25 protein-coding genes are annotated in these 25,450 nt (G+C 61.0%); 9 read left to right on the top strand and 16 right to left on the bottom strand.

The window, feature by feature from the left end:
* The first annotated feature begins 71 nt into the window (after positions 1–71).
* Positions 72–2,918, top strand: a complete 2,847-nt coding sequence (locus C1X29_RS06950; RefSeq protein ID WP_102717114.1) for a valine--tRNA ligase — start codon at positions 72–74, stop codon at positions 2,916–2,918.
* Between the two features lie 133 nt (positions 2,919–3,051).
* Positions 3,052–4,074 (top strand): 23S rRNA (adenine(1618)-N(6))-methyltransferase RlmF, encoded by a 1,023-nt coding sequence (rlmF, locus tag C1X29_RS06955; protein ID WP_085747006.1) that lies wholly within the window; start codon positions 3,052–3,054, stop codon positions 4,072–4,074.
* 123 nt (positions 4,075–4,197) lie between these two features.
* Here the strand turns inward: rlmF and C1X29_RS06960 are convergent, their stop codons facing one another.
* On the bottom strand, positions 4,198–4,479 hold the full coding sequence (locus C1X29_RS06960; protein WP_003221909.1) for an HU family DNA-binding protein: 282 nt from the start codon (positions 4,477–4,479) through the stop codon (positions 4,198–4,200).
* Positions 4,480–4,875: 396 nt separating this feature from the next.
* On the opposite strand from C1X29_RS06960, the gene yejK reads away from it, so the two are divergent.
* Positions 4,876–5,880, top strand: a complete 1,005-nt coding sequence (gene yejK / locus C1X29_RS06965) for a nucleoid-associated protein YejK (protein ID WP_007957356.1) — start codon at positions 4,876–4,878, stop codon at positions 5,878–5,880.
* On the top strand, positions 5,880–6,230 hold the full coding sequence (locus tag C1X29_RS06970; RefSeq protein WP_102717115.1) for a glutaredoxin family protein: 351 nt from the start codon (positions 5,880–5,882) through the stop codon (positions 6,228–6,230). Before yejK ends, C1X29_RS06970 begins: the two co-directional genes overlap by 1 nt.
* A 31-nt stretch (positions 6,231–6,261) precedes the next feature.
* Here the strand turns inward: C1X29_RS06970 and C1X29_RS06975 are convergent, their stop codons facing one another.
* The 9 genes from C1X29_RS06975 to C1X29_RS07015 form a co-directional block, all read right to left on the bottom strand.
* Positions 6,262–7,197 carry a glutathione S-transferase family protein gene (locus C1X29_RS06975; RefSeq protein WP_102717116.1) on the bottom strand — a complete coding sequence of 312 codons (936 nt, stop codon included), beginning with the start codon at positions 7,195–7,197 and terminating at the stop codon, positions 6,262–6,264.
* Positions 7,198–7,476: 279 nt separating this feature from the next.
* Positions 7,477–7,779, bottom strand: a complete 303-nt coding sequence (locus tag C1X29_RS06980) for a GIY-YIG nuclease family protein (protein WP_102717117.1) — start codon at positions 7,777–7,779, stop codon at positions 7,477–7,479.
* A 39-nt stretch (positions 7,780–7,818) separates the two neighbouring features.
* Positions 7,819–8,292: a nuclear transport factor 2 family protein gene (locus C1X29_RS06985; RefSeq protein ID WP_102717118.1), complete on the bottom strand. Its 474-nt coding sequence runs from the start codon at positions 8,290–8,292 to the stop codon at positions 7,819–7,821.
* A gap of 100 nt (positions 8,293–8,392) precedes the next feature.
* The gene (locus tag C1X29_RS06990) at positions 8,393–9,697 is read right to left on the bottom strand and encodes a CynX/NimT family MFS transporter (protein WP_102717119.1); all 1,305 of its coding nucleotides are present in this window, start codon (positions 9,695–9,697) and stop codon (positions 8,393–8,395) included.
* On the bottom strand, positions 9,687–10,346 hold the full coding sequence (locus C1X29_RS06995; protein WP_085747000.1) for a FadR/GntR family transcriptional regulator: 660 nt from the start codon (positions 10,344–10,346) through the stop codon (positions 9,687–9,689). Before C1X29_RS06995 ends, C1X29_RS06990 begins: the two co-directional genes overlap by 11 nt.
* A gap of 137 nt (positions 10,347–10,483) precedes the next feature.
* The gene (locus C1X29_RS07000) at positions 10,484–11,248 is read right to left on the bottom strand and encodes an amino acid ABC transporter ATP-binding protein (RefSeq protein ID WP_007957337.1); all 765 of its coding nucleotides are present in this window, start codon (positions 11,246–11,248) and stop codon (positions 10,484–10,486) included.
* An 11-nt stretch (positions 11,249–11,259) separates the two neighbouring features.
* On the bottom strand, positions 11,260–12,357 hold the full coding sequence (locus C1X29_RS07005) for an amino acid ABC transporter permease (protein WP_007957335.1): 1,098 nt from the start codon (positions 12,355–12,357) through the stop codon (positions 11,260–11,262).
* A gap of 10 nt (positions 12,358–12,367) precedes the next feature.
* The gene (locus C1X29_RS07010; RefSeq protein WP_011332572.1) at positions 12,368–13,549 is read right to left on the bottom strand and encodes an amino acid ABC transporter permease; all 1,182 of its coding nucleotides are present in this window, start codon (positions 13,547–13,549) and stop codon (positions 12,368–12,370) included.
* Positions 13,550–13,614: 65 nt separating this feature from the next.
* Positions 13,615–14,646, bottom strand: a complete 1,032-nt coding sequence (locus tag C1X29_RS07015; protein ID WP_007957332.1) for an amino acid ABC transporter substrate-binding protein — start codon at positions 14,644–14,646, stop codon at positions 13,615–13,617.
* Between the two features lie 467 nt (positions 14,647–15,113).
* On the opposite strand from C1X29_RS07015, the gene C1X29_RS07020 reads away from it, so the two are divergent.
* The 5 genes from C1X29_RS07020 (at position 15,114) to C1X29_RS07040 (ending at position 20,291) form a co-directional block, all read left to right on the top strand.
* Complete coding sequence (locus C1X29_RS07020) at positions 15,114–15,770, top strand: alpha/beta hydrolase (RefSeq protein ID WP_085690612.1); 657 nt, start codon at positions 15,114–15,116, stop codon at positions 15,768–15,770.
* 96 nt (positions 15,771–15,866) lie between these two features.
* Positions 15,867–17,345, top strand: coding sequence for an ATP-dependent RNA helicase RhlB (rhlB, locus tag C1X29_RS07025; protein WP_102717120.1), 1,479 nt, complete (start codon positions 15,867–15,869; stop codon positions 17,343–17,345).
* Between the two features lie 124 nt (positions 17,346–17,469).
* On the top strand, positions 17,470–18,414 hold the full coding sequence (locus C1X29_RS07030) for an ornithine cyclodeaminase family protein (RefSeq protein ID WP_085746995.1): 945 nt from the start codon (positions 17,470–17,472) through the stop codon (positions 18,412–18,414).
* A 14-nt stretch (positions 18,415–18,428) separates the two neighbouring features.
* Entirely contained in the window at positions 18,429–19,556 is a 1,128-nt protein-coding gene (locus C1X29_RS07035; protein ID WP_102717121.1) for an FAD-binding oxidoreductase, read from the top strand.
* Between the two features lie 93 nt (positions 19,557–19,649).
* A complete protein-coding gene (locus tag C1X29_RS07040; RefSeq protein WP_007957327.1) occupies positions 19,650–20,291 on the top strand; it encodes a transcriptional regulator in 642 nt (213 codons plus the stop codon).
* A 37-nt stretch (positions 20,292–20,328) separates the two neighbouring features.
* Here C1X29_RS07040 and C1X29_RS07045 read toward each other — a convergent pair whose 3' ends face one another.
* The 6 genes from C1X29_RS07045 to C1X29_RS07070 all read right to left on the bottom strand — a co-directional run bounded on the left by C1X29_RS07045 (position 20,329) and on the right by C1X29_RS07070 (position 25,426).
* Positions 20,329–21,105 (bottom strand): ABC transporter substrate-binding protein, encoded by a 777-nt coding sequence (locus C1X29_RS07045; protein WP_011332566.1) that lies wholly within the window; start codon positions 21,103–21,105, stop codon positions 20,329–20,331.
* 182 nt (positions 21,106–21,287) lie between these two features.
* Positions 21,288–21,740, bottom strand: a complete 453-nt coding sequence (gene moaE, locus C1X29_RS07050; RefSeq protein ID WP_102717122.1) for a molybdopterin synthase catalytic subunit MoaE — start codon at positions 21,738–21,740, stop codon at positions 21,288–21,290.
* Positions 21,741–21,743: 3 nt separating this feature from the next.
* Positions 21,744–21,986, bottom strand: coding sequence for a MoaD/ThiS family protein (locus C1X29_RS07055; protein ID WP_085608143.1), 243 nt, complete (start codon positions 21,984–21,986; stop codon positions 21,744–21,746).
* Positions 21,983–22,456, bottom strand: coding sequence for a cyclic pyranopterin monophosphate synthase MoaC (gene moaC / locus C1X29_RS07060; protein ID WP_007957321.1), 474 nt, complete (start codon positions 22,454–22,456; stop codon positions 21,983–21,985). The genes C1X29_RS07055 and moaC overlap by 4 nt, the downstream gene beginning before the upstream one ends.
* Before the next feature lie 101 nt (positions 22,457–22,557).
* Entirely contained in the window at positions 22,558–23,952 is a 1,395-nt protein-coding gene (locus C1X29_RS07065; RefSeq protein WP_007957320.1) for a PhoH family protein, read from the bottom strand.
* Positions 23,953–24,301: 349 nt separating this feature from the next.
* Positions 24,302–25,426: a polysaccharide deacetylase family protein gene (locus tag C1X29_RS07070; RefSeq protein ID WP_102717123.1), complete on the bottom strand. Its 1,125-nt coding sequence runs from the start codon at positions 25,424–25,426 to the stop codon at positions 24,302–24,304.
* Between the last annotated feature and the right edge of the window lie 24 nt (positions 25,427–25,450).

Here is a 25,450-nt window from a genome sequence, read left to right on the forward strand (position 1 = left end):
CGCCCTGCGCCCCATGCCCCGCTATACTTCCCGGCTTTTCCTGAATAAATGCCAATAGGGTCCCGCCGCGCATGGATAAGACCTACCAGCCGCACGCCATTGAAACTTCCTGGTACAACACCTGGGAGTCCGAGAACTACTTCGCCCCGCAAGGCGCGGGCGACTCCTACACCATCATGATCCCGCCGCCGAACGTCACCGGCAGCCTGCACATGGGTCACGGTTTCAACAACGCGATCATGGACGCCCTGATCCGTTTCCGCCGCATGCAGGGTCGCAACACCCTGTGGCAGCCGGGCACCGACCACGCCGGTATCGCCACGCAGATGCTGGTGGAGCGTCAGCTTGAAGCCCAGGGCCAGAACCGCCACGATCTGGGCCGGGAAAAATTCCTCGAGAAAGTCTGGGAGTGGAAGGATCAGTCCGGCGGCAACATCAGCCGTCAGATCCGTCGCCTCGGCTCGTCCGTGGACTGGAGCCGCGAGCGCTTCACCATGGATGACGGCCTCTCGGAAGCCGTTAAAGAAGCCTTCGTGCGCCTGCACGAAGACGGTCTGATCTATCGCGGCAAGCGTCTGGTCAACTGGGACACCAAGCTGCACACGGCGATTTCCGACCTCGAAGTGGAAAACCACGACGAGAAAGGTTTCCTGTGGAACCTGAAATACCCGCTGGCCGACGGCGCGAAAACCGCTGAAGGCAACGATTTCCTGATCGTCGCGACCACCCGTCCGGAAACCATGCTCGGCGACTCCGCCGTCGCGGTGAACCCGAACGACGAGCGCTACAAAGCCCTGATCGGCAAATTTGTCGAGCTGCCGCTGGTCGGCCGCCGCATCCCGATCATCGCCGACGATTACTGCGATCCTGAATTCGGCACCGGCTGCGTGAAAATCACCCCGGCCCACGATTTCAACGACTACGAAGTCGGCAAGCGCCACAACCTGCCGCTGCTGAACATCTTCGACAAGAACGCCAACGTGCTGCCGGCAGCGCAAGTGTTCAACCTCGACGGCACGCTGAACGACAGCATCGACGGCAAGATTCCGGCCGAATACGCCGGTCTCGAGCGTTTCGAAGCGCGCAAGCAGATCGTTGCCGCATTCGACGCCGCCGGCCTGCTGGTGAGCGTCGACGACCACAACCTGAAAGTACCGAAAGGCGACCGCTCCGGCACCGTCATCGAGCCGTGGCTGACCGACCAGTGGTACGTTTCCACCAAGCCGCTGGCCGAGCCTGCGATTGCTGCCGTTGAAGACGGCCGTATCCAGTTCGTGCCGAAGCAGTACGAAAACATGTACTTCTCGTGGATGCGCGACATCCAGGACTGGTGCATCAGCCGTCAGCTGTGGTGGGGCCACCGGATTCCGGCCTGGTACGACGAGTCAGGGAAGGTCTACGTCGGTCGCGACGAAGCCGAAGTGCGCGCCAAGCACAACCTCGGTCCGGACGTTGCGCTGCAACAGGACAACGACGTTCTCGACACCTGGTTCAGTTCGGGCCTGTGGACCTTCTCCACCCTGGGCTGGCCGGAAAAGACCGAGTTCCTGAAGAAATTCCACTCCACCGACGTGCTGGTCACCGGCTTCGACATCATTTTCTTCTGGGTTGCCCGGATGATCATGCTGACGATGCACCTGATCAAGAACGAGGACGGCACGCCGCAGGTTCCGTTCAAGACTGTTTATGTGCACGGCTTGGTGCGTGATGGCCAGGGCCAGAAGATGTCCAAGTCCAAGGGCAACGTCCTGGACCCGCTGGACATCATCGACGGTATCGAGCTCGAAACCCTGGTGCAGAAACGCACTTCCGGTCTGATGCAGCCGAAACTGGCGAAGAAGATCGAGAAGCAGACCCGCGACGAGTTCGCCGACGGCATCGCCAGCTACGGCACCGACGCCCTGCGCTTCACCTTCTGCTCGCTGGCGTCCACCGGCCGCGACATCAAGTTCGACATGGGCCGCGTCGAAGGCTATCGCAACTTCTGCAACAAGATCTGGAACGCCGCGCGTTATGTTCTGGACAAGGGCGAAGACTGCGGCCAGAACGGCGAAGCCTGCGAGCTGTCGCTGGCGGACCGCTGGATCATCTCGCAACTGCAACGCACCGAAGCCGAAGTGACCCGTCAACTGGATCAGTTCCGTTTCGACCTGGCTGCGCAAGCGCTGTACGAGTTCATCTGGAACCAGTACTGCGACTGGTACCTGGAACTGTCCAAGCCAGTGCTGTGGGACGAAAACGCGCCGGTCGAGCGTCAGCGCGGCACTCGCCGCACGCTGGTTCGCGTACTGGAAGTGGCGCTGCGTCTGGCGCATCCGTTCATGCCGTTCATCACTGAAGAAATCTGGCAGCGCATTGCGCCGCTGGCCGGCATTCAGGGCAAGACGATCATGCTGCAAGCGTGGCCGGTGGCCAACGAAGAGCGCATCGATCCGGCGGCCGAAGACGACATCGAATGGCTCAAGGGCCTGATGCTCGGCACGCGTAACATCCGTGGCGAAATGAACATCGGCCCGGGCAAACCGCTGCCGATCTACCTGAAAAACGTCACCGCTGAAGACCAGCGCCGCCTGACCGAGAACGAAGCGCTGCTGAAGAAGCTGGCGCGTCTGGAATCGATCACCGTACTGGCCGCCGGCGAAGAAGCGCCGCTGTCCGCCACCGCGCTGGTTGGCGAGATGGAAGTGCTGGTGCCGATGGCCGGTCTGATCGACAAGAACGCCGAGCTGGCGCGTCTGGACAAGGAAATCCTGCGTCTGCAGGGCGAAGTCCAGCGGGTTGGCGGCAAGCTGTCCAATGCCGGTTTCGTTGACAAGGCCCCGGCCGAAGTCATCGAGAAGGAACGCGCCAAACTGGCCGAAGCCGAACAGGCTTTGGCCAAGCTGGCCGAGCAGCACGCGCGGATTGCCAGCCTGTAACGGCAAATCGCACTGAAAAAGGGAGGCCCGCAACGGCCTCCCTTTTTTGTGCCCGGCACTTTTCCGGCCAACAACACGGCTCCCTGTGGGACAATGGCCGCCACTTTCAGCCCTACCCGAATCGACCACGCCCATGAACGCCCCACGCACACCGAAACCTGCGCGCAAGAAGCCTGACTCCGCCACCCCGGCCAAGCCCGTGGCGCCGCGTAAAGAGGCCAGCCTGCACCCGCGCAATCGCCATCAGGGTCGTTACGACTTCCCGGCGCTGATCAAGACCACGCCGGAACTGGCGAAGTTCGTGATCACCAACCCGTACGGCAAGGAAAGCATCGACTTCGCCAGTCCCGATGCAGTGCGTGTGTTCAACCGGGCGTTGCTCAAATCGTTCTACGGCATCCAGCATTGGGACATCCCGGCCGATTATCTGTGCCCGCCGGTGCCGGGCCGCGCCGACTACATCCACTTCCTGGCTGACCTGCTGGCCAGCAACAACGACGGCGTGGTTCCGCGCGGCGCCATCGTCAACGTGCTGGATATCGGCATGGGCGCCAACTGCGTGTACCCGCTGATCGGTAACAGCGAATATCGCTGGCACTTCCTGGGCTCGGAGATCGATCCGACCGCCGTGGCTGCTGCCAGGGCCATCGTCCAGTCCAACGACTTGAACAAGGTCATCCAGCTGCGCCAGCAGGAAAACCGCAAGCACATCCTGATCGGCCTGCTGGAGCCCGGCGAGCGCTTTGACCTGACCATGTGCAACCCGCCGTTCCACGCGTCGATGGAAGAAGCCACCAAGGGCAGCGAGCGTAAATGGCGAGCCCTGGGCAAGGCCGATCCGAAACGCAAACTGCCGGTGCTGAACTTCGGCGGTCAGTCGGCCGAGCTGTGGTGTGAGGGCGGCGAAGCGCGTTTCGTGACGCAACTGATCGCCGAAAGTGCGAATTTTGCGCACAAGGTGTTGTGGTTCAGCACCCTGGTCTCGAAAGCTTCGAACCTGCCTGCCATCGAAACCGCACTGAAAAAGGCCGGCGCGCTGGAAAGCCAGGTGGTGGAAATGTCCCAGGGGCAGAAACAGAGTCGCTTCGTCGCCTGGACCTTCCAGACCAAGTCCGAACAGCAGATCTGGCGGCGCGAACGCTGGGTTCGCAAGTAAGACGTTTCAACCGGGGCGGCGCTTGAGCGCAAAGCAGCCGCCGCCACTGCTGAAACACAATCGGCAGGCACAAAAAAACCGTGCCCGGATCGCTCCGGTGCACGGTTTTTTTATCGCTGCGTCTTACTTGTTCACAGCGTCGGTCAGGCCTTTGGCCACAACCAGCTTGATCACTTTCTTGGCAGGGATTTCGATGGCAGCGCCAGTCGATGGGTTACGGCCAGTGCGGGCAGGACGCTCGGTCACTTTCAGCTTGCCGATACCTGGCAAGGTGATTTCGCCGCCGTTTTCCAGCTGATCGGCAACGATTTGGCCCAGTTGGTCCAGAGCGTTACGCGCGGTGGTTTTCGGCGCGTCGATAGCTTCAGCGATGTCGGCGATCAGTTGGTCTTTAGTAAGAGCCATGTAGTGTTCCTTCCCTATCAAATTCATATGGATTGCAGAGTGCAGTGTCAGCCATCGAGCCCGATCTTCTGGATCTGGCACCCTCGGCGATAACCACGACGAGTCGGGGTTATAGATGCCGAAATCAAGGTTTGGTTCGACCTGACAAAAGCTGAATGCATGCTTGTCGCGGTGACTTCGCACAAGACCGGGCAAAACTAGCACAGAGACAAGGAAATATCCGCCTCTAGCTAGCCAAATGGTCAGGTTTATTGCGCTAAATCGGTAAATAAATGCATAAGGGCCGTCGGGTGACCCGGATTTGCCCTTCACCCCGCGCCAAATCCAGTGGTTGCGGTACACTGAGCGCTTTTTCGGGGGAGCCCGCCCTCCTCCCTTCCACCAGCCGAGAAGCCTATGCCGATCCGTCATTGCATCGTCCATTTGATCGACAAAAAACCCGACGGCACACCCGCAGTCCTGCACGCCCGTGACTCCGAACTGGCTGAGTCCGCAGCCATCGAGAACATGCTCGCCGATCTCAACGAGAGCTATAACGCCAAACAGGGCAAAGCCTGGGGCCTGTTCCATCCGGAGTCCGGTGCGTTCCCGTTCAGCGGCTGGCTGAAGGAGTACATGGAAGGCGGCAAGGACTTCACCGCGTTCAGCAAAGTCGCGGTCGAACACCTGCAAAAGCTGATGGAAGAGTCGAACCTGTCGGTCGGCGGCCATGTGTTGTTCGCCCACTATCAGCAAGGCATGACCGATTACCTGGCCATCGCCCTGCTGCACCACAGCGAAGGCGTGGCGGTGACCGATCAACTGGACGTGACCCCGTCGCGCCACCTCGACCTCGGTCAACTGCACCTGGCGGCGCGGATCAACGTTTCAGAGTGGCAGAACAACAAGCAGTCCAAGCAGTACATCTCGTTCATCAAGGGCAAGAACGGCAAGAAGGTTTCGGAGTACTTCCGCGACTTCATCGGCTGCCAGGAAGGCGTCGATGGCCCGGGCGAAACCCGCACCCTGCTCAAGGCCTTCAGCGACTTCGTCGAGAGCGAAGACCTGCCGGAAGATTCCGCCCGCGAGAAGACCAAGACCCTGGTCGACTACGCCAGCAGCCAGGCCAAGCTTGGCGAACCCATGGGCCTGGAAGAACTCTCGGAGCTGATCGACGAAGAGCGCCCGAAAGCCTTCTACGATCACATCCGCAACAAGGATTACGGCCTGTCGCCGGAGATTCCGGCGGATAAACGCACGCTCAACCAGTTCCGCCGCTTCACCGGTCGCGCCGAAGGCCTGTCGATCAGCTTCGAAGCCCACCTGCTGGGCTCGAAGATCGAATACGACGAAGAGGCCGGGACGCTGGTCATCAAAGGCCTGCCGACCTCGCTCACCGATCAGTTGAAGCGTCGCAACTGATGCTCGGCAATATGCTGAAAAAGGTTCTGCTGGTTCTGCTGGTGGTCGTGGTCTATCAGAACTGGGGCAAGATCGAGCGGGTCTTCAACCCGTCGCAGATGGCGTCCGAGCAAGTCCGCGCCAACGCCCATGTCGTGCTGTACGCCACGAACTGGTGCGGCTACTGCAAGCAGACCAAGCGCTTTCTCGATCAGAAAGGCATTCCGTTCAAGGAATTCGATATCGAGAAGGATGCCGAGGCACGCAAGGCGTACGAAGCGCTGGGCGGACGCGGGATTCCGCTGATCGACGTCAATGGCACGTTGATTCGCGGGTTTGATCCGGACGAGATTCTCGCTGCACTGAAATGAACGAGGGAGCCAATCGGCTCCCTCAGTTGTTTCAGCGTTTCTCGATCCGGAAACCGAAACGCGGGAAGTGCACATGCACCAACCCGCCTCGCTCGTCTTCACGGCGCAGGATTAGCTCCTCGCGACCGGCAAACACCAGCTCACCGGCCACCGGATCTACACCGTAGTCTGTCGCTGCGACCAGCACCTGCTGACCTGCCACGAACCCGTTCGGATCAGTGAACTCTTCGCCCGGCAACGCCGCCGGCGTCGAGCTGCGCGCGATCTCCAGTGCCTCCTCCGAGCTCATCTCGCTGGCCGCGCCATGGCCAAAACCGAGCACACGCCCCAGCCAAGCCGAGACCGCCGGATAAGCATCCACCAAGGGCGCCGTCACGTGCGTGGCCTTGAGGAACCACAGCGGATGGGCCATGGCGAAGTCGGCAATCGACGGCTCGCCGAACAGGAAGTCACCGTCTTCGCGCTGCAACTGTTGCTCCAGACGCGCCATGAGTGTCGGCCAATTGTGCTTGGCCTGCTCCGCTGAAAGCTTGGTTGCGCTGCCACCACTGAACAGTCCGGCCCGATCGGCAAGGAACGCCTTGATCGCTTCCGGCGGCAATTTGCCGAAACGCACTGCCACCGATTCCGGCTGGAACACCAGGCTCACCGCGTGCTGGAACACCACCGAATCGGCCCAGGCGGCAAAACTGGCGGCAATCATTTCCTGACCTTCCGGGAAGAACGAAGGCTGAGCCTTCTCCTGCTCGAGGCGGCGGGCGATCAGCGCGGTGTCGCAATAGATGTCGGCGCCGATCTGAAGCACCGGAGTCTTGCGGTAGCCACCTGTCAGGGCGGTCAGGTCCGGTTTCGGCATCACCGGCGAGATGTGCACCGAGCGCCAGGACAAGCCCTTGAAACCCAACAGCAGCCGGGCCTTTTCGGCGAATGGAGAGGTCGGGTAATGATGCAGAATCAACTCGGACATGCTCGGCTCCGCCGCACAGAAAGTGAGCCAGCAGCTTAGCGCGCAATTCGTTCGCAGCCTACGGATCCGGCTGATGGGAACTGATCAGTCAGGTTGATAATGGGCGCAAAGGCGAATAGTCTTCAGCTGCGCCAGTGTATCCAGTGAGATGCAATAACCCCCGGCCGCAAACCGAGGTTTACAGAAAAAACCGCCTACAAGGGCGGTTTTTTTCTTGCCTGTCGTTTATACAACGTGCCGAATCTACGGAAGGGATATCTACAAAGTTCGAGGGCTTATTCAGTCCGGCCGATAAGACGCCACCAGACACTCCTTCGCACTCTTCCTGAGCTTCTTGATCAACCGCTCCTGGCGCAACGCATCACCCTTGTCGCGACAACGCTCGGTGTAGACCAGCGCCATCGCCGGGCTTGAGAGAAAGAACCGTGCGCCCTTGCCGCTCTGGTGCTTGGCGAAACGGCGCACGGGATCATCGCTGATCCCGCAGTACAGCGAACCGTTGGCGGCGCGTACGAGGTAGACGAACCAGGGCTTGCTCACTGGAACATCGGCATCGAGGGGATTTTCGCTGAGGCTGGTCACAGGGCAATTCAGGCGTAAGGAAAACAGGCCGCGATCTTATCAGCGACTCGCCTGAAATGCCTTCAACCCTTTCAGCGCCTGGGCGCGGACGGCGTTGCGTACCAGCGGCGTCCAGCCCAGCAGCAGGCCCTTGAAGCCCAGTGCCTGACGCGACCAGCGCCACAAATCGAAGTGGTCATGGTGTTCGCAGATCTTGCCGTCACGGAAGACGAAGCGTGCCTGAATGTCGTTGATCACGATGTTGCCGGTCTGGCTGAACAGGTAGGTCGCCACCCAGTGGGCGCCGCCGCTGCGCTCGTCGGCGCGGACGTTGTCGAAGGTCAGGGAGAAGTCCTTGGCCCGGGTGGTGAGCATGCGCCACATGTCGCCGGCATCGCGGCCGCGCAGCTCGCCGAAGGCCGGATCGCTGAACACCACGTCTTCGGTGTAGCAGGCGGCCATGGCCTCGGCATCGAGGCGCTGGAAAGCCTGGTAGAAACGGGTGATCAGGGCGCTGTGGGCTTCTTCACTCATGGGCAATCTCCAGGAAATGTACAGATTGCCAGCACGATAATCCGCAAACGCCTGAAACACTATCGGCATTCGCATTTCGAATACCGACAGTGTGTGCGCATCAGACCTTTTCGCTGACCACCTGCACGTACAGCGCACGTCCGGCACCGAGGCCGGCGAGGATCGCTCCCGCACCGATGATGCCGAAGATCCAGCCGACGGCGTTCCAGCCGCCGGTCCAGTCGTGCACCACGCCGACCGCGAACGGCCCCATGGACGCGAGGGTGTAGCCGAAGCCCTGGGACATGCTCGACAGGTTCGCCGCCACGTGAGAATCCCGCGAGCGCAGCACGATCAGGGTCAGCGCCAGGCTGAACGTACCGCCCTGCCCCAGGCCCAGCAGGATCGCCCAGCCCCACAGGCCTTCGATCGGCGCGTAGAGGCAACCGAAAAGGCCGCCTAGGGTCAGCGCCATCACCACCACGATCGCCAGCCGCTGATCCTTGCCGCGCGTGGCCAGCCACGGGGCCGCCAGGGAGCTGGCGAGCTGGATGATCACCGAACCGGACAGCACCAGGCCGGCCTGGGTCGGCGTCAGCCCGCGACCGATAAGGATCGACGGCAACCAGCCGAACACGATGTAGGCCAGCGACGATTGCAGGCCCATGTACAAGGTCACCTGCCAGGCCAGCGGATCACGCAACAGACCACGCACTCGATACGCGACATTGTGCGCGCCGTGCTTCTGGCCGATTTGCGGCAGCCAGAACACTGCCGCCACCAGCGCCGGAATCACCCAGAAACCCAGGCCCATGGCCCAGCTGTGGTCGAAGTGCTCGCTCAGCGGCACGCTGGAGCCCGCCGCCATCGCCGCGCCCAGACACAGAGCCATGGTGTAGACACCGGTCATGGTGCCGGCATGCTTGGCGAAGTCACGCTTGACGATGCCCGGCAGCAACACGCCGATGATGCCGATGCTCGCGCCGCCCAGCACGCTGCCGGCGAACAGACCGATTTCACCGAAATTGCTGCGCAGGATGATGCCGCCGGCCAGTGTCAGAAGAATTCCCAAGACCACCCGCTCGGCACCGAAACGCCGCGCAAGTATCGGGGCCAGCGGAGCGAACAGACCGAGGCAAAGCACCGGCAACGTCGTCAATAAACCCGCTTGAGCGGCGGACAAACCGAGGCTTTTCGACACCTCACTGAGCAACGGCGCCATGCTCGACAGCGCCGGACGAAGGTTCAACGCCACCAGAATCAGCCCCAGCAGCAACAGCCACGGGCGCCGTACCGGCGGATGGCTTTGCTGCACCTGTTCGTCATCGGCTTCGGCATCGATCAACAACTCTTCGAGCTCGGCCTTGCGAACGGGTGCTGTGGAGACTTCTGGGCGGGACATGGTTTTCTCGGTTTCAAGGTTCATTGATCAGTTGCCTCGACAGGGCTTTTGCTCGCTCCGGGTCGCGTTGCTCGACGGCCTCCAGCAAGGCGACGTGCAAATCGAAGACTTCCTGTCGACGGGGGACGATGTTCAGGGTCTGGCGCAATTGCGCGCCAACGATGCTGGAAAAATAGCGATACAGCTCGCTGAGGGTCGGGTTGTGCGCGGCATCCACCAGACGGCGGTGGAAGACCAGATCGCAGCGGATGTAACTGTCGAGGTCGCCGTGGTAGTGGCTGCCGGCGACACCCAGCGCCTCGCGCAACGCGACGAGGTCTTCATCGGTCCGGCGCAAGGCCGCCAGGCCGATGGCCTCGACTTCAAGGATGTGCCGGGTTTCCCGGGCCTGGTCCAGCGAGCATTTGGACAGCGCTTTGAGCGTGTCCATCGGATCGACCACCGCCCGCAGGTAACTGCCGTCACCTTGACGGATCTCGATCAACCCGGAAAACGCCAACACCCGCATCGCCTCGCGCACGGTGTTGCGGCTGATGCCGAGCTCGGCGCACAGCTCGGGCTCGGTCGGCAAACGCTGACCGACCTGCCACGTGCCATCGGTGATGCGTTGTCGCAATTGATCCAGGGCCTGATCGACTAGGGATCGTTTTATCAATAATGAGTTTTCTGACATGAAATTCGCCCTGTCATCCAATCATGGGATGAATTTGCTGACAGGGTAGTCAGATTGTTCAGCCGGGGCAACCGACAAAATCCGGGCAAAAATAAACCCGGAACTCAGTCCGGGTTTATTTCAACGCCCGATCAGGATCAATGCAGGATCTGACTCAGGAACAGCTTCGTCCGATCATTCTGTGGATTGTCGAAGAAGTCGTTCGGTGCCGCCTGTTCAACGATTTCGCCCTTGTCCATGAAGATCACGCGGTTGGCCACGGTGCGGGCGAAGCCCATTTCGTGGGTCACGCAGAGCATGGTCATGCCGTCTTCGGCCAGGCCGATCATGGTGTCGAGTACCTCTTTCACCATCTCCGGGTCGAGTGCCGAGGTCGGTTCGTCGAACAGCATGATTTTCGGTTTCATGCACAGCGCGCGGGCGATCGCCACACGCTGTTGCTGACCGCCGGACAGTTGCCCCGGGTACTTGTGCGCCTGTTCCGGAATGCGTACGCGTTCCAGGTAATGCATGGCGATTTCCTCGGCCTTGCGCTTGGGCATCTTGCGCACCCACATCGGCGCCAGGGTGCAGTTCTGCAGGATGGTCAGGTGCGGAAACAGGTTGAAGTGCTGAAATACCATGCCGACTTCACGGCGAATCGCTTCGATCTGCTTGAGGTCGTTGGTCAGTTCCACGCCATCGACCACGATGCGGCCCTGCTGGTGCTCTTCCAGACGGTTGAGGCAGCGGATGGTGGTGGACTTGCCGGAACCCGACGGGCCGCACAGCACGATACGCTCGCCCTGACGCACGTTGAGGTTGATGTCTTTCAGCACGTGGAACTGGCCGTACCACTTGTTCACGCCCTGCATCTGAATGATGCCTTCAGGGCCCACTGGCTTTTTGATTGCTTCGCTCATCGAAAAAACTCCTAACGCTTGTGGCCAGTGTCGAGCTTGCGTTCCAGGTGCATGGAATAGCGCGACATGCCAAAACAGAAAATCCAGAACACCAGGGCGGCGAACACGTAGCCTTCGGTGGCCATGCCCAGCCATTTCGGATCGGCAGCGGCTTGCTTGACGCTGTTGAGCAGGTCAAAGAGGCCGATGATGATCACCAGGCTGGTGTCCTTGAACAGCGCGATGAAGGTGTTGACGATGCCGGGAATCACCAGCTTCAGGGCTTGCGGCAGAATCACCAGGCCCATGGCGCGCCAGTAACCGAGGCCCATCGCGGCCGCGGCTTCGTACTGACCTTTGGGGATCGCTTGCAGACCGCCGCGCACCACCTCGGCGACGTACGCCGACTGGAACAGGATCACGCCGATCAGCGCCCGCAGCAGCTTGTCGAAGTTCATGCCTTCGGGCAGGAACAGCGGCAGCATCACCGAGGACATGAACAGCACCGTGATCAACGGCACGCCGCGCCAGAACTCGATGAAGGTCACGCAGACCACTCGGATCGCCGGCATGTTCGAGCGCCGGCCCAGCGCCAGGACAATCCCCAGCGGCAACGCACCGGCGATGCCGACAGTCGCGATCACCAGGGTCAGCATCAGACCGCCCCACTGGCTGGTCGCCACGGTGTCGAGGCCGAAGACGCCGCCATGCAGCAGACACCAGGCAACGATCGGGTAGACCACCAGGAAGCTCAGGCCGTATACCGCCTTGTGCGCCACGCGCTTGATGAACAGTGGTGCCACGCCGATGACCGCCAGCCACACGGTCAGGTCCACGCGCCAGCGCAGTTCCGGCGGGTAGTAGCCGTACATGAACTGGCCGAAACGCTGCTGGATGAAGACCCAGCAGGCGCCGTCCTTGGTGCAGTCGGCGCGGGTGGTGCCGACCCAGTTGGCATCGATGATCGCCCAGCTGAGGATCGGCGGAATCACCAGGTAGATCAGGTAGAACGCGAACAGGGTCAGCAGGGTGTTGAGCCAGCTGGAGAACATGTTCGCGCGGATCCACGCCATCGGGCCGAAGACCTTGGCCGGCGGTGGCATGTCGGGTTTGAAAGTATGAGTACTCATGCGCTATTCCTTACCGCTCGATCAGCGCGATGCGCTTGTTGTACCAGTTCATCAGCAGGGAAATGCTGATACTGATCGCCAGGTACACGCTCATGGTGATGGCAATGACTTCGATCGCCTGACCGGTCTGGTTCAGCACGGTGCCGGCGAACAGCGAAACCATTTCCGGATAACCGATACCGGCCGCCAGCGAGGAGTTCTTCGCCAGGTTCAGGTATTGGCTGGTCAGCGGCGGGATGATGACCCGCAGCGCTTGCGGAATGATCACCTTGCGCAGGGTCGGGCCGTTGCGCAGGCCGAGCGAATGCGCCGCCTCGGTCTGGCCATGGCTGACCGACTTGATGCCCGAACGCACGATCTCGGCGATGAACGCTGCGGTGTACACCGTCAACGCCAGGGTCAAGGCCAGCAGTTCCGGAATCAGCACCCAGCCACCGACGAAGTTGAAGCCTTGCAGCTTCGGCATTTCCCAGTGCACGGGGGCACCGAAGATCAGCGCGCACAGCGCCGGGATCACCAGGAACAGCGCCAGGCCGGCCCAGAACTTGTGGAACGGCTCGCCGGTGGCTTCAAAGCGCTTGTTGGCCCAGCGGCTCATCAGCACGATGGCGACGATGGCCACCACGATGCTGACCACGAACGCCCAGAAGCCGTCGGCCATTTGCGCGGCCGGCATGTTCAGGCCACGGCTGCTGACGAAGAAGGTATCGCCGAAGTTGTGGCTGTTGCGCGGCCCCGGCATGGTCAGGAACACCGCGAAGTACCAGAACAGGATCTGCAGCAGTGGCGGGATGTTACGGAAAACCTCCACGTACACCGTTGCCAGTTTGGAAATGATCCAGTTCTTCGACAGGCGCGCGACGCCGACGATGAAGCCGAGGATCGTGGCCAGGATCACACCAATGAAAGTCACCAGCAGCGTGTTGAGCAGGCCGATGACAAACACCCGGGCATAACTGTCCGCTTCGGTGTAGGAGATCAGGTGTTGAGCGATGCCGAACCCGGCACTGCGCTCCAGAAAGTCGAACCCCGAAGTGATACCCCGGTGTTGCAGGTTGGTCTGGGTGTTATCGAACAGATACCAGCCCAGGGAGACCACCGCCACGATGGTGATGATCTGAAATACCCACGCACGCACTCGTGGATCGCTGAGGCTGAGCCTCTGCTTTGGTGCGCCGATTGAATTTTGCATGAAGTGCCCCGGAAATAATGGAACAGAACGTCACCCGGCAGTTGGCCTGCCGGGTGACAGAACCATCAGCGCACTGGTGGTGCGTATTGAATGCCGCCGTTGTTCCACAGCGCGTTCAGGCCGCGGTCGATTTCCAGCGGAGTGCTCTTGCCGAGGTTTTTCTCGAAGATTTCGCCGTAGTTGCCGACTTGCTTGACGATCTGTACGACCCAGTCCTTCGGCAGTTTCAGGTCTTTGCCGTATTCGCCGTCTGCGCCGAGCATACGAGCGACATCCGGGTTCTTGGTGGCTTTGGCTTCCGCTTCGACGTTCTTCGAAGAGATGCCCGCTTCTTCGGTGTTCAGCAGCGCGTAGCCAACCCAACGCACGATGGCCAGCCACTCGTCGTCGCCGTTACGCACGACCGGGCCCAGTGGTTCCTTGGAAATGGTTTCCGGCAGAACCACGTAGTCCTTCGGCGAAGCCAGCTTGCTGCGCTGGGCGAACAGCTGGGACTTGTCGGAGGTCAGCACGTCGCAACGACCGGATTCCAGCGACTTGGCGCTTTCATCGGAGGTGTCGAAAGTGATCGGGGTGTATTTCAGACCGTTGCCGCGGAAGTAGTCGGAAACGTTCAGCTCGGTGGTGGTACCGGCCTGGATGCAGATGGTTGCACCGTCCAGCTCTTTGGCACTTTTCACGCCCAGCTTGTTGTTTACCAGGAAGCCGATGCCGTCATAGTAGGTAATGAAGCCCGGGAATTTCAGCCCCATGCCCGCGTCACGGGAGCTGGTCATGGTGGTGTTGCGCGACAGGATGTCGATCTCGCCCGACTGCAGCGCGGTGAAACGCTCCTTGGCGTTCAACTGACTGAACTTGACCTTGGTCGCGTCGCCGAACACGGCAGCCGCCACAGCGCGGCAGACGTCAGCATCGATACCCACGATCTTGCCGGTGGAATCCGGAACCGAGAAGCCTGGCAAGCCATCACTGACGCCGCACTGCACGAATCCTTTCTTCTTCACTGCATCCAGGGTTGCACCCGCCTGAGCGAACCCGCTGACACCCAGTACTGCAGCAGCAGTCACGATCGCCAGAGTGGATTTCAACATCTTCATTCAAACCTCCAGTTTTGCTCTTGTTGTGTCGGAGCTTGAGTCCAGTCGCACCCTTTTGAGGCGTTGTTGACCCGTGTTGGCTTTTTTTGGGGTCAACCGACGCAGGACCTTCGCTATGAGTCTAGTAGGAGAAAATCCACATCATGGACAACTCACTTCTCACCAGTCGGCCGAACGGGCGGTAGCCCTTTCACGTTCGCTAAGCCCGTTGCGGCCATTGGCGAACATCCATCACCGGATTCTTTGCTATCCCGTCGCCAGGCGTTCACTGATAGTGTTACCGCCAGGCGCGAGATCGATTGCACGACTACCTCATAGCAAAGCCCGTACCACACCGGCTGCTGAAGCGATTGAGTGACAGGTCAATAGCAAAACTTGCAGCCTTGCGACATCTTCTTAACGGATCAACCGGGCGCGCACGCAAATCACGCACTCAATGAGAGCGCCCGCACACAATTGGAGCAGCCATGACCGAGCCCTTGATTCTTCAGCCCGTTAAGCCCGCAGACGCCTGCGTGATCTGGCTGCACGGCCTCGGCGCCGACCGCTACGACTTTCTGCCGGTGGCCGAAGCGCTTCAGGAAAGCCTGCTGAGCACGCGTTTCGTCCTGCCCCAGGCGCCGACCCGTCCGGTGACAATAAATGGCGGATATGCCATGCCGAGCTGGTACGACATCAAAGCCATGAGCCCGGCCCGGGCAATCGACCGCGATGAGCTGGAAGCGTCCGCCGACCGCATCATCGAATTGATCGAAGAACAGCGAAGCAGCGGAATAGACGCCTCGCGGATTTTCCTCGCCGGGTTCTCCCAGGGTGGCGCCGTGGTCTATCACACCGCGTTTCTGAAATGGCAGGGGCCGTTGGGCGGGGTGCTGGCATTATCGACATACGCGCCGACGTTCAGCGATGAACTGGAGTTGTCCGCCAGCCAGCAGCGGATTCCGGTGCTGTCGCTGCACGGCCAGTTCGACAACGTGGTGCAGAACTCGATGGGACGCACGGCTTATGAGTATCTCAAGGCCCATGGTGTCACCGTGACATGGCAGGAATACCCAATGGAGCACGAAGTGTTACCCGAAGAAATTCGCGACATCGGCACATGGTTGAGCGAACGCCTGCGCTGACAATTGCGACAGGGGTCGCCCTTTGATCATCCCACTACGCCGCGCCCGTTTCTTGCATTACACTGGCCGGCGTACATTCCTTAACCAATTGATGAGATGACCGTGCTCAAAGCACTCAAGAAAATGTTCGGTAAAAGCGAGGCTGAGCAGCTCGCGCCAGTCCCCACTGCGCCGTCGCACGCCCCCGGTCATCGCAGCGATGCCAGCCAGGCCGACCGCCAGACGCCCGCCACGACGCCCAAACGCGAACCGAAACCCGCTCCAGCTGCCGCGCCCGCCACCGAGCCGGCCCGCAGCGAAGCACCAAAACCGGCCAGACCACGTCGCGAACCCAAGCCCAAGGCGCCGGTGATTCCCTGGAAACTCGAAGACTTCGTCGTCGAGCCACAGGAAGGCAAGACCCGCTTCCACGATTTCAAGCTCGCCCCGGAACTGATGCACGCCATCCACGACCTGGGTTTCCCGTATTGCACGCCGATCCAGGCTCAGGTGCTGGGTTACACCCTCGCCGGCAAAGACGCCATCGGCCGCGCCCAGACCGGCACCGGCAAGACCGCCGCGTTCCTGATCTCGATCATCACCCAGCTGTTGCAGACCCCGCCGCCGAAAGAGCGCTACATGGGCGAGCCACGGGCGCTGATCATCGCGCCGACCCGCGAGCTGGTGGTGCAGATCGCCAAGGACGCCGCCGACCTGACCAAGTACACCGGCCTCAACGTCATGACGTTCGTCGGCGGCATGGATTTCGACAAGCAGCTCAAGCACCTCGAAGCGCGCCATTGCGACATCCTCGTCGCGACCCCGGGCCGCCTGCTCGACTTCAACCAGCGCGGTGACGTACATCTGGACATGGTCGAAGTGATGGTGCTCGACGAAGCCGACCGCATGCTCGACATGGGCTTCATCCCGCAGGTTCGTCAGATCATTCGCCAGACCCCGCCGAAAAGCGAACGTCAGACCCTGCTGTTCTCCGCGACCTTCACCGATGACGTGATGAACCTCGCCAAGCAGTGGACCACCGATCCTGCGATTGTCGAAATCGAGGTCACCAACGTGGCCAACGAAAACGTCGAACAGCACATCTACGCGGTGGCCGGTGCCGACAAATACAAACTGCTCTTCAACCTGGTCAACGACAACGGTTGGGAGCGGGTGATCGTGTTCGCCAACCGCAAGGACGAAGTGCGCCGTATCGAGGAACGCCTGGTGCGTGACGGCATCAACGCCGCGCAGCTGTCCGGCGACGTGCCGCAGCACAAGCGGATCAAGACGCTCGAAGGCTTCCGCGAAGGCAAGATCCGGGTACTGGTCGCCACCGACGTGGCCGGTCGCGGTATCCACATCGACGGCATCAGCCACGTGATCAACTTCACCCTGCCGGAAGTCCCGGACGACTACGTGCACCGCATCGGTCGTACCGGTCGTGCTGGCGCCGACGGTGTGTCGATCAGCTTTGCCGGTGAAGACGACTCCTATCAGTTGCCGTCCATCGAAGAAAAACTCGGTCGCAAGATCAGCTGTGAAACGCCGCCGACCCATCTGTTGCGGGCGGTTGAGCGCAAGCGTCCACAGTAAGCGACGCCATAAAGAGAAGCGCAGCCGGCAACGGACTGCGCTTTTTTTTCACCCGGATATTGTTCAACAAAACTAAAAGTCCATAATGGACAAATTAGTTTAGAAACAGTCTCCGGAGTCTGACATGTCCAGTACGCCTTACGTGATCGACCAAACCCAGGCCCGCGAGCTGTTGGCCCGGATCGATGTGCCGCAGATCCTGCGCAAGCTGTTCCGCGATCTGGCGGCCGGGCATGCGGTGCAACCGGCGCAGCAACTGGTGGAATTCCCTCAGGGTGCCGGGGACTTCATCAACTATCTGGGCGTGCTGGCGGAAGACGGCGTGTACGGGGTCAAGACTTCGCCTTACATCGTTCGCGAACAAGGCCCGCTGGTGACCGCGTGGACACTGCTAATGTCGATGCAGACCGGTCAACCGCTGCTGCTCTGCGATGCCGGCGAACTGACGACTGCCCGCACAGCTGCGACCACCGCCGTGGCGGTCGATGCCCTCGCCCCGTTAAAGGCCGCGCGCCTGGCAATCATTGGTAGTGGCAAGGTCGCCCAGGCGCACCTGCATTACGTCAAAGCGTTGCGCGACTGGCAGAGCATCAGTGTGTACTCGCCGACCTTGAGCGAAGACCCGGCCACCGCCCGCCAACTGCAAGCCCTCGATCCACGGGTGAACATCGCCGACAGCCGCGAAACCGCCATCGCCGAAGCCGACGTGATCATGCTCTGCACCTCGTCCGCAGGCCCCGTGATCGACCCGGCAACCTTGAGCAAACCGGCGCTGATCACCTCGATCAGCACCAACGCACCGCGCGCCCACGAAGTGCCGCCGCAAAGCCTCAACGACATGCAGGTGTTCTGCGACTATCGTCTGACCACCCCGGGCTCGGCCGGCGAGATGCTGATCGCCCGCGAACAACATGGCTGGGACAACAACGCGATCCTCGGTGACCTGGCGGATCTGCTCAGCGAAAAAGTGCAGCGTCCCGATTACAACCGTCACGTGTTTTTCCGCTCCATCGGTCTGGGCCTCGAAGACATCGCCCTGGCCAACGCCGTCTATCAATTGCAGCGCTGACACCGGAGATTTTCATGAGTCATGCAGATTTCATCATCATCGGCGGCGGGATTGCCGGCGCGTCCACCGGTTTCTGGCTGTCGCAGCACGGCAAGGTCGTGGTGCTGGAGCGCGAGTCGCACCCGGCCTATCACTCCACCGGGCGTTCGGCTGCGCTCTTCACCGCCGCTTATGGCACTGCGCAGGTCCGGGCGCTGACCCTGGCCAGCCGCGAATTCTTCGACCATCCGCCCAGCGGCTTCTGCGAGCACCCGCTGCTGACCCCGCGCGGGGAAATGACCGTGGACTTCACCGGTGACGTCGCCGAGCTGAACAATCAATACCTCAGCGCCAAAGCCACGGTGCCGGAGATGCAGTTGCTCAGCGCGGATGAAGCCTGCGCGCGGCTGCCGATCCTGCGCCGGGAAAAAGTCCATGGCGCGATCTACGACCCGACCGCCAGCGACATCGACACCGACGCCCTGCATCAGGGTTATCTGCGCGGCATCCGTCGCAACAACGGCCAGGTGCAGACCGATTGCGAAGTGCTCGGACTGAGCCGGGACGCCGACGGCATCTGGCATGTGCAGACCAACGGCCAGACCTTCAGCGCGCCCATCGTGATCAACGCAGCAGGCGCCTGGGCCGACAAGATCGGTGCCCTCGCCGGCGCCAAGCCGCTGGGCCTGCAACCGAAACGCCGCGCGGCGTTCATCTTCGCCGGCCCGGAAGGCGTGGACATTCATCACTGGCCGATGCTGGTCAGCCTCGACGAATCCTTCTACATGAAGCCCGACGCCGGGATGTTCCTCGGCTCCCCGGCCAACGCCGACCCGGTGGAGCCCCACGACGTGCAGCCGGAAGAACTGGACATCGCCATGGGCATTTACCAGATCGAGGAAGCGACGACCCTGACCATCCGCCGCCCGACCCGCACCTGGGCCGGCCTGCGCAGTTTCGTCACCGATGGCGATTTGCTGTCCGGCTTCGATCCTCAGGTGCCGGGGCTGTTCTGGGTCGCGGCCCAGGGTGGCTACGGCATCCAGACTTCGCCGGCGATGGGCATGGCCAGCGCGGCACTGGTACGTGACGAATCGTTGCCCGACCATCTCAAGCAATTCGGCCTGACCGCCGCCATGCTCGCCCCTGCCCGCCTGGCCTGACCGTCCGCCCGGATGACGCGCCCGACGGATTGCGGCACACTCGCAACGCCCCCGGATCACGGGGGCGTTGACGTTGCCTGGAGCTCCACAGTTATGACCGCCCCCGAACACACGCCCGAGCTGCATGACGCCGCGCTGGACAACTACCACGCCATCGCCGACGCCATTGCCACGCTGTTCTTTCCCCACGCCGAAGTGGTGCTGCACGACCTGCGCACGCAGAAGGTCGACTACATCGCCAACAACCTGTCGAAACGGGTGATCGGCGATGAATCGTCGCTGGAAGACATGCTCAGCGACGACGTCAGCGAACGGAACATCGGTCCGTACGAAAAGCTCAACTGGGACGGCCAGAAGATTCGCAGCCTGAGCACCGTGCTGCGCGACAGCGAAGGTCATCCGCTGGCGGTGCTGTGCATCAATCTGAATATTTCGCTGTTCGAAAATGCCAAGGCTGCGCTGGACCTGTTCCTCTCGCCGAGCAAACTGATCCCGCAACCGGACTCGCTGTTTCGCGATGACTGGCAGGAGCGCATCAACACTTTCCTGCACGCCTGGCTACGCGAGCGGCAACTGAGCCTGAATTTGCTGACCCGCGATCACAAACGCGAACTGGTGCTGGCGCTGCACGCCGAGGGAGCGTTCAAGGGCAAGAGCGCCTCGAACTATGTAGCCAATGTACTGAACATGGGGCGGGCGACGGTGTACAAGCACTTGAAGGAATTGAAGGGCTGAAACCGTGCAGCCTGCGAAGGCTGCACGGTCTTCAGACTCAGTCGCCGTAGATGTCCGACTTGAAGTACTTCTCGGAAATTTTCTGATACTCGCCACTCGCGCGAATGCCGTCGATGGCAGTGTTCAACTGGCTGACCAGTTCGGTGTTGCCCTTGCGCACCGCAATCCCCGCGCCCTCGCCCACGTATTTCGGATCCTTCAGCTCAGGCCCGACGAAGGCGTAACCCTTGCCGCGCGGCATCGACAGGAAGTCGGTCAGCGGGATGGTGTCGGCGAAAATCGCATCGAGACGCCCGGCCGCCAGGTCCATGTAGATTTCTTCGTTGTTGCCGTAGCGCTTGACGTTGATGCCCTTGGGCTCGAACACCTCGGTGGCGTAACGGTCGGTGGTAGTCGCACGCTGCACGCCGACGGTCTTGCCCTTGAGGCTGGCGTACTGGTCATCGACGCTCGCGCCTTCCTTCATCACCAGCCGCGACGAGGTGAAATAGTACTTGTGGGTGAAGTCCACCGACTTCTTGCGGTCTTCATTGATGGTCATGGACGACAGCGCCATGTCGATTTTCTTCACTTTCAGGGAAGGAATGAGACCGTCGAACTCGCCCTCGACCCACACGCACTTGACCTGCATCTGCGCGCACAGGGCATTGCCGATGTCGTAGTCGAAACCGACGATTTCACCCTTGTCGGTCTTCGAGGCGAAGGGCGGATACGCCGCTTCGATACCGATGCGCAGGGTTTTCTCGGCGGCGAACGCGCTGCTGCACGCCAACAGGCTCAGCGCCAGACCGGTGATGAGGGGGAATTTCTTCATGTTCGTTCTCTCGCGGGTTGTTGTTGGTTTGGCAAGACAGAAGAAAAAGCTGAAACGGGGAAAAGACCTTTTTTGTACTTGTAAATCCATACTGGACTTTTACGTACAAACCGTCAATTGGACAAACACCATCGGCGTCAGCCGATGGTCGAGAGTCGAGGGAGATAGGCTGGGGAGAGGAGTTACTGCTTCCAGCGATCCGCCGCCGCATGATCGCTGTCGCGACCTTCGACCCAGCGCGGGCCGTCGCTGGTGTTTTCTTTCTTCCAGAACGGTGCGCGGGTTTTCAGGTAATCCATGACGAAGGCGCAGGCGTCGAACGCCGCCTGGCGGTGGGCGCTGGCGGCGGCGACGAACACGATCGGCTCACCCGGTTCCAGCGCGCCGATGCGGTGCAGCACTTCCAGCTTCAACAGCGGCCAGCGCTGCTCGGCTTCAACGGCGATCTTGCCGAGGGCCTTTTCGGTCATGCCCGGATAGTGTTCGAGGAACATCCCGGCGACATCCAGGCCGTCGTTGAAGTCGCGCACGTAGCCGACAAAGCTCACCACCGCGCCGACCCCGACATTGGCCGCGTGCATCGCGTTGACTTCAGCGCCGGGATCGAACGGCTCGGACTGCACCCGAATGCCCATGTCTCAGCCTCCGGTCACGGTAGGGAAAAACGCTACTTCGTCGCCATCGACCACCGGTTCGTCGAGCTGGCAGAGGTCTTCGTTGCGCGCGCACATCAGGTTCTGTTCGCTCAGCACCTCGGCGCCCTCACGCTGCGCCAGCAACGCACGAACGTCATCGACGGTGGCGAAATCACCTTCGACCTTCACCGAATCCACGCCCAGCGCCTCGCGGTAACGGGCAAAAAACTTCACAGTCAGGTTCATGGCTGCTCCGCCTGGAAATGCCCGCTCTTGCCGCCAACCTTTTCCAGCAGACGTACGCTTTCGATGGTCATGCCACGATCCACGGCCTTGCACATGTCGTAGATGGTCAGGGCGGCGACGCTGGCGGCGGTCAGCGCTTCCATCTCGACGCCAGTCTGCCCGGACAATTTGCAGCGAGCCACGATGCGCACCGCGTCATCGCCTTCGGCACTGAGTTCGACCTTGACGCCGGTCAGCATCAACGGATGGCACAGGGGAATCAGGTCACTGGTTTTCTTCGCCGCCTGAATGCCGGCAATGCGCGCCACGGCGAACACGTCGCCCTTGGGATGGCCACCGCTGACGATCATCTGCAGGGTGTCGGGCAGCATGCGCACCAGCGCTTGGGCCGTCGCTTCACGGAACGTCACGGCTTTTTCGGTGACGTCGACCATGTTGGCGCGACCTTGGGAATCGAGATGAGTCAGCACGGGATTACTCCTGATCAGGAGCGTCGATTGTAAACCTGGGGGTCAGAATTGCGCACATAAAAAACCGGGCGACTTTGCAGTCGCCCGGTTCGGTTTGACGGTTACAGATGCGATTCGGCGTATTCGGCCAGGATCGAGCGAGGCACCCCTTGCAGGGTAATGTGCACACCGTTGGGGAAATCCTTGAAGCGTTCGGTCAGGTAAGTCAGCCCGGAACTGGTCGCGGACAGGTAAGGGGTGTCGATCTGTGCCAGGTTGCCCAGGCACACCACTTTGGAACCGGCGCCGGCCCGGGTGATGATGGTTTTCATCTGGTGCGGCGTGAGGTTCTGGCATTCGTCGATCAGGATCAGGCTCTGCTGGAAGCTGCGACCGCGAATGTAGTTGAGCGATTTGAACTGCAACGGCACTTTGCTGAGGATGTAGTCGACGCTGCCATGGGTGTTTTCGTCATCCATGTGCAAGGCTTCGAGGTTGTCGGTGATGGCGCCCAGCCACGGCTCCATTTTTTCCGCCTCGGTGCCGGGCAGGAAGCCGATTTCCTGGTCCAGGCCCTGCACGCTGCGGGTGGCGATGATGCGGCGATAGCGCTTGCTGACCATGGTCTGCTCGATCGCCGCGGCCAGCGCCAGAATGGTTTTACCCGAGCCGGCGGCGCCGGACAGGTTGACCAGGTGAATATCCGGATCCAGCAGCGCGTACAGCGCCAGGCTCTGGTAGATGTCCCGTGGCTTGAGGCCCCAGGCTTCCTGGTGCAACAGCGGTTCCTGGTGCAGGTCGAGGATCAGCAGCTTGTCTTCTTCGATCTCCTTGATCCAGCCGACGAAGCCCTGCTCATCGATGATGAACTCGTTGATGTGCACGGCAGGCAGGTTGTCGATCAGCTGTACCTGATGCCAGGTGCGGCCGTGGTCCTGACGGGTTTCGACCTTGCTCACGCGGTCCCAGAAGGAGCCGGTCATGTTGTGATAGCCGTTGGGCAGCAGGGACACGTCGTCGACAAGCTGGTCGGTGCTGTAGTCCTCGGCGTCGATCCCGCAGGCGCGCGCCTTGAGGCGCATGTTGATGTCTTTGGTAACGAGCACCACCGGTTTTTTCGGGTCGCGGGTATGCAGGTCGATCAGCTGGTTGATGATTTTGTTGTCGTTCAGATGCTCGGGCAGAATCAGGTTCGATTCGGCCTGCTTGCTCATCAGAATTGACAGCAAGCCCTTCGGGCCGCCCTTGCCGCGCTGGATCGGCACGCCCTGTTCGACATCATCGGGTGAAGCATCGCCCAGGGTCTTGTCGATCAGCCGGATAGCCTGACGGCATTCGGCGGCCACGCTGTGATGCCCGCTCTTGAGCTTGTCCAGCTCTTCAAGCACGGTCATCGGGATCGCGACGTGGTGTTCTTCGAAATTCAGCAGGGCGTTTGGATCGTGAATCAGTACGTTGGTATCGAGTACATAAAGGATTGGCTGGTTGGAGGAAGGGCTACGTCCGTGATCATCCATACTCGGTCACCTTTGTGGGAGCCATTCGACGCAATACCTCGGCGGTGCTGCGCCTCGAAGTGACTGCCGAATCCACCTGCACAGCTTTTGTCGGGATAGCAGGTGAACCGCACACAAAATGGGTCTTGGAAGACGCCACCTGTGTTGCAGGTTTCGGCGGTCTGACTTCGTAATACTCCAAAACCCGTGACAGAAAAAAGCACTTTGACGCTTTTTTGAAGTTTATTTTGCAAAGTGACGAAAAGCCCTTGGCGGACCGCCCTGCCCCCGTTAGAGTCGGAAGTCCGCCTGCATCGAATTCTGCAAAAAATTCACCCCAAGCCCAATGTTTCCGGGCTCTTGCCGTTTTTCAGCGAAACGCGTCCTGACAGTCTTCCCAGCCGATGCCGCTTTGCGCGGTTTGCGCGATCAGCCACGGCAACGCAGTCTTCACCGCATCCTGCTTCATGTTGAAATTGATCACCCCGTGCCGCCACAGCAGCATCAGGGTCAGCACCCGCTGCGCGCTCGGAGCGCCCTTGAGCTTGCCGGCGCCATCCTGGGCATCGATGTCCCACAGCGCCACTTGCAGGCCCTGACTGTTGAAGAAACTGCGGGCATCGCTGCGACGTTGGCCTTCCGGTGGACGGAACAGCGGCACGTAGTTCTCCGGCAACTTGTTCTTGACCAGATCGGCACTGCGCCGCACCGAATCCTGCCAGTCCTGCCAGTGGCTGTGAGAGCGGAACTCCCAGCCCTGCACGCCGACGCACTGCTGCGAAAAGGCCGCTTGCAGGCTGCTGACGGAACGGTCAGCCAGCCGCGCCTGAACATCCTTGCCCAACATGAAGAACGTGCCGCTCAGATTCGACTTGCGCAAGTACTCGGCGAGCCAGTCGGTGTTGTCCGGTTGCAGGTTGGCGGCGCTGTCGAAACTCAGCAGAAACAGGCGGTCGTGCATGTCGTCGCCGTTGCGCTCGTAGTCTCCGAAATGATCGAGTTCGCTGCTGGTCTGCGGCGAGAGCGCCGCCTTGCGCATCAGTTCATCGAGGTATTGCAGGTGGAAGATCCGGCTCGGCTCGGCCCATTTGGTGTAATAGCTTTCGTCGCTGACCACGAATTTGGCGGCCTGTTCGCGCAGGGTCGGCAGGTCTTCGACGAGGAAGCAGAACGAGGCATCCTGATCGCAGCTTTGCTGGGCAAAGTTGTAGTTGGCGAGCAGACGCTGCCACAGGCGCTCGCGCAGGCTGTTGATTGCATCCAGATTGACCGTGCGCAGCCCCAGACGCTGGGCGAGCGCCGCTTCGTCCAGGGCTTCGGTGCCGAGCAGGCCTCGGGCGAACATCAGGATTTCCGCCCGCGAGGCGACATCAAACAGGGTCGGATTGTCGAGTTTTTCCGGCCAGGTGCTGCGATCCAGCGTCGCGATATCGCCCGGCGCCGCAACGGCACCGACGCTCAACAGCCACGCGGTGAAAAAAAGAACAATGCGCAAAGGGTGTCTCCATAACAAAACCCG

This window comes from Pseudomonas sp. GW456-12-10-14-LB2 (genome assembly GCF_002884345.1).
GTDB lineage: Bacteria > Pseudomonadota > Gammaproteobacteria > Pseudomonadales > Pseudomonadaceae > Aquipseudomonas > Aquipseudomonas paraglycinae.

Coding starts and splice junctions, on each gene's coding strand:
- C1X29_RS06975 (WP_102717116.1), bottom strand. CDS start 7,197: ATGTCCGAGTTGATTCTGCATCATTACCCGACCTCTCCATTCGCCGAA.
- C1X29_RS07015 (WP_007957332.1), bottom strand. CDS start 14,646: ATGAAGATGTTGAAATCCACTCTGGCGATCGTGACTGCTGCTGCAGTA.
- yejK (WP_007957356.1), top strand. CDS start 4,876: ATGCCGATCCGTCATTGCATCGTCCATTTGATCGACAAAAAACCCGAC.
- C1X29_RS07040 (WP_007957327.1), top strand. CDS start 19,650: ATGACCGCCCCCGAACACACGCCCGAGCTGCATGACGCCGCGCTGGAC.
- C1X29_RS06985 (WP_102717118.1), bottom strand. CDS start 8,292: ATGAGTGAAGAAGCCCACAGCGCCCTGATCACCCGTTTCTACCAGGCT.
- C1X29_RS06950 (WP_102717114.1), top strand. CDS start 72: ATGGATAAGACCTACCAGCCGCACGCCATTGAAACTTCCTGGTACAAC.
- C1X29_RS06970 (WP_102717115.1), top strand. CDS start 5,880: ATGCTCGGCAATATGCTGAAAAAGGTTCTGCTGGTTCTGCTGGTGGTC.
- C1X29_RS07030 (WP_085746995.1), top strand. CDS start 17,470: ATGTCCAGTACGCCTTACGTGATCGACCAAACCCAGGCCCGCGAGCTG.
- C1X29_RS07065 (WP_007957320.1), bottom strand. CDS start 23,952: ATGGATGATCACGGACGTAGCCCTTCCTCCAACCAGCCAATCCTTTAT.
- C1X29_RS07000 (WP_007957337.1), bottom strand. CDS start 11,248: ATGAGCGAAGCAATCAAAAAGCCAGTGGGCCCTGAAGGCATCATTCAG.
- C1X29_RS06995 (WP_085747000.1), bottom strand. CDS start 10,346: ATGTCAGAAAACTCATTATTGATAAAACGATCCCTAGTCGATCAGGCC.
- rlmF (WP_085747006.1), top strand. CDS start 3,052: ATGAACGCCCCACGCACACCGAAACCTGCGCGCAAGAAGCCTGACTCC.
- C1X29_RS06990 (WP_102717119.1), bottom strand. CDS start 9,697: ATGAACCTTGAAACCGAGAAAACCATGTCCCGCCCAGAAGTCTCCACA.
- C1X29_RS07020 (WP_085690612.1), top strand. CDS start 15,114: ATGACCGAGCCCTTGATTCTTCAGCCCGTTAAGCCCGCAGACGCCTGC.
- C1X29_RS07010 (WP_011332572.1), bottom strand. CDS start 13,549: ATGCAAAATTCAATCGGCGCACCAAAGCAGAGGCTCAGCCTCAGCGAT.
- C1X29_RS07035 (WP_102717121.1), top strand. CDS start 18,429: ATGAGTCATGCAGATTTCATCATCATCGGCGGCGGGATTGCCGGCGCG.
- moaE (WP_102717122.1), bottom strand. CDS start 21,740: ATGGGCATTCGGGTGCAGTCCGAGCCGTTCGATCCCGGCGCTGAAGTC.
- C1X29_RS06960 (WP_003221909.1), bottom strand. CDS start 4,479: ATGGCTCTTACTAAAGACCAACTGATCGCCGACATCGCTGAAGCTATC.
- C1X29_RS07055 (WP_085608143.1), bottom strand. CDS start 21,986: ATGAACCTGACTGTGAAGTTTTTTGCCCGTTACCGCGAGGCGCTGGGC.
- C1X29_RS07005 (WP_007957335.1), bottom strand. CDS start 12,357: ATGAGTACTCATACTTTCAAACCCGACATGCCACCGCCGGCCAAGGTC.
- C1X29_RS07045 (WP_011332566.1), bottom strand. CDS start 21,105: ATGAAGAAATTCCCCCTCATCACCGGTCTGGCGCTGAGCCTGTTGGCG.
- rhlB (WP_102717120.1), top strand. CDS start 15,867: ATGACCGTGCTCAAAGCACTCAAGAAAATGTTCGGTAAAAGCGAGGCT.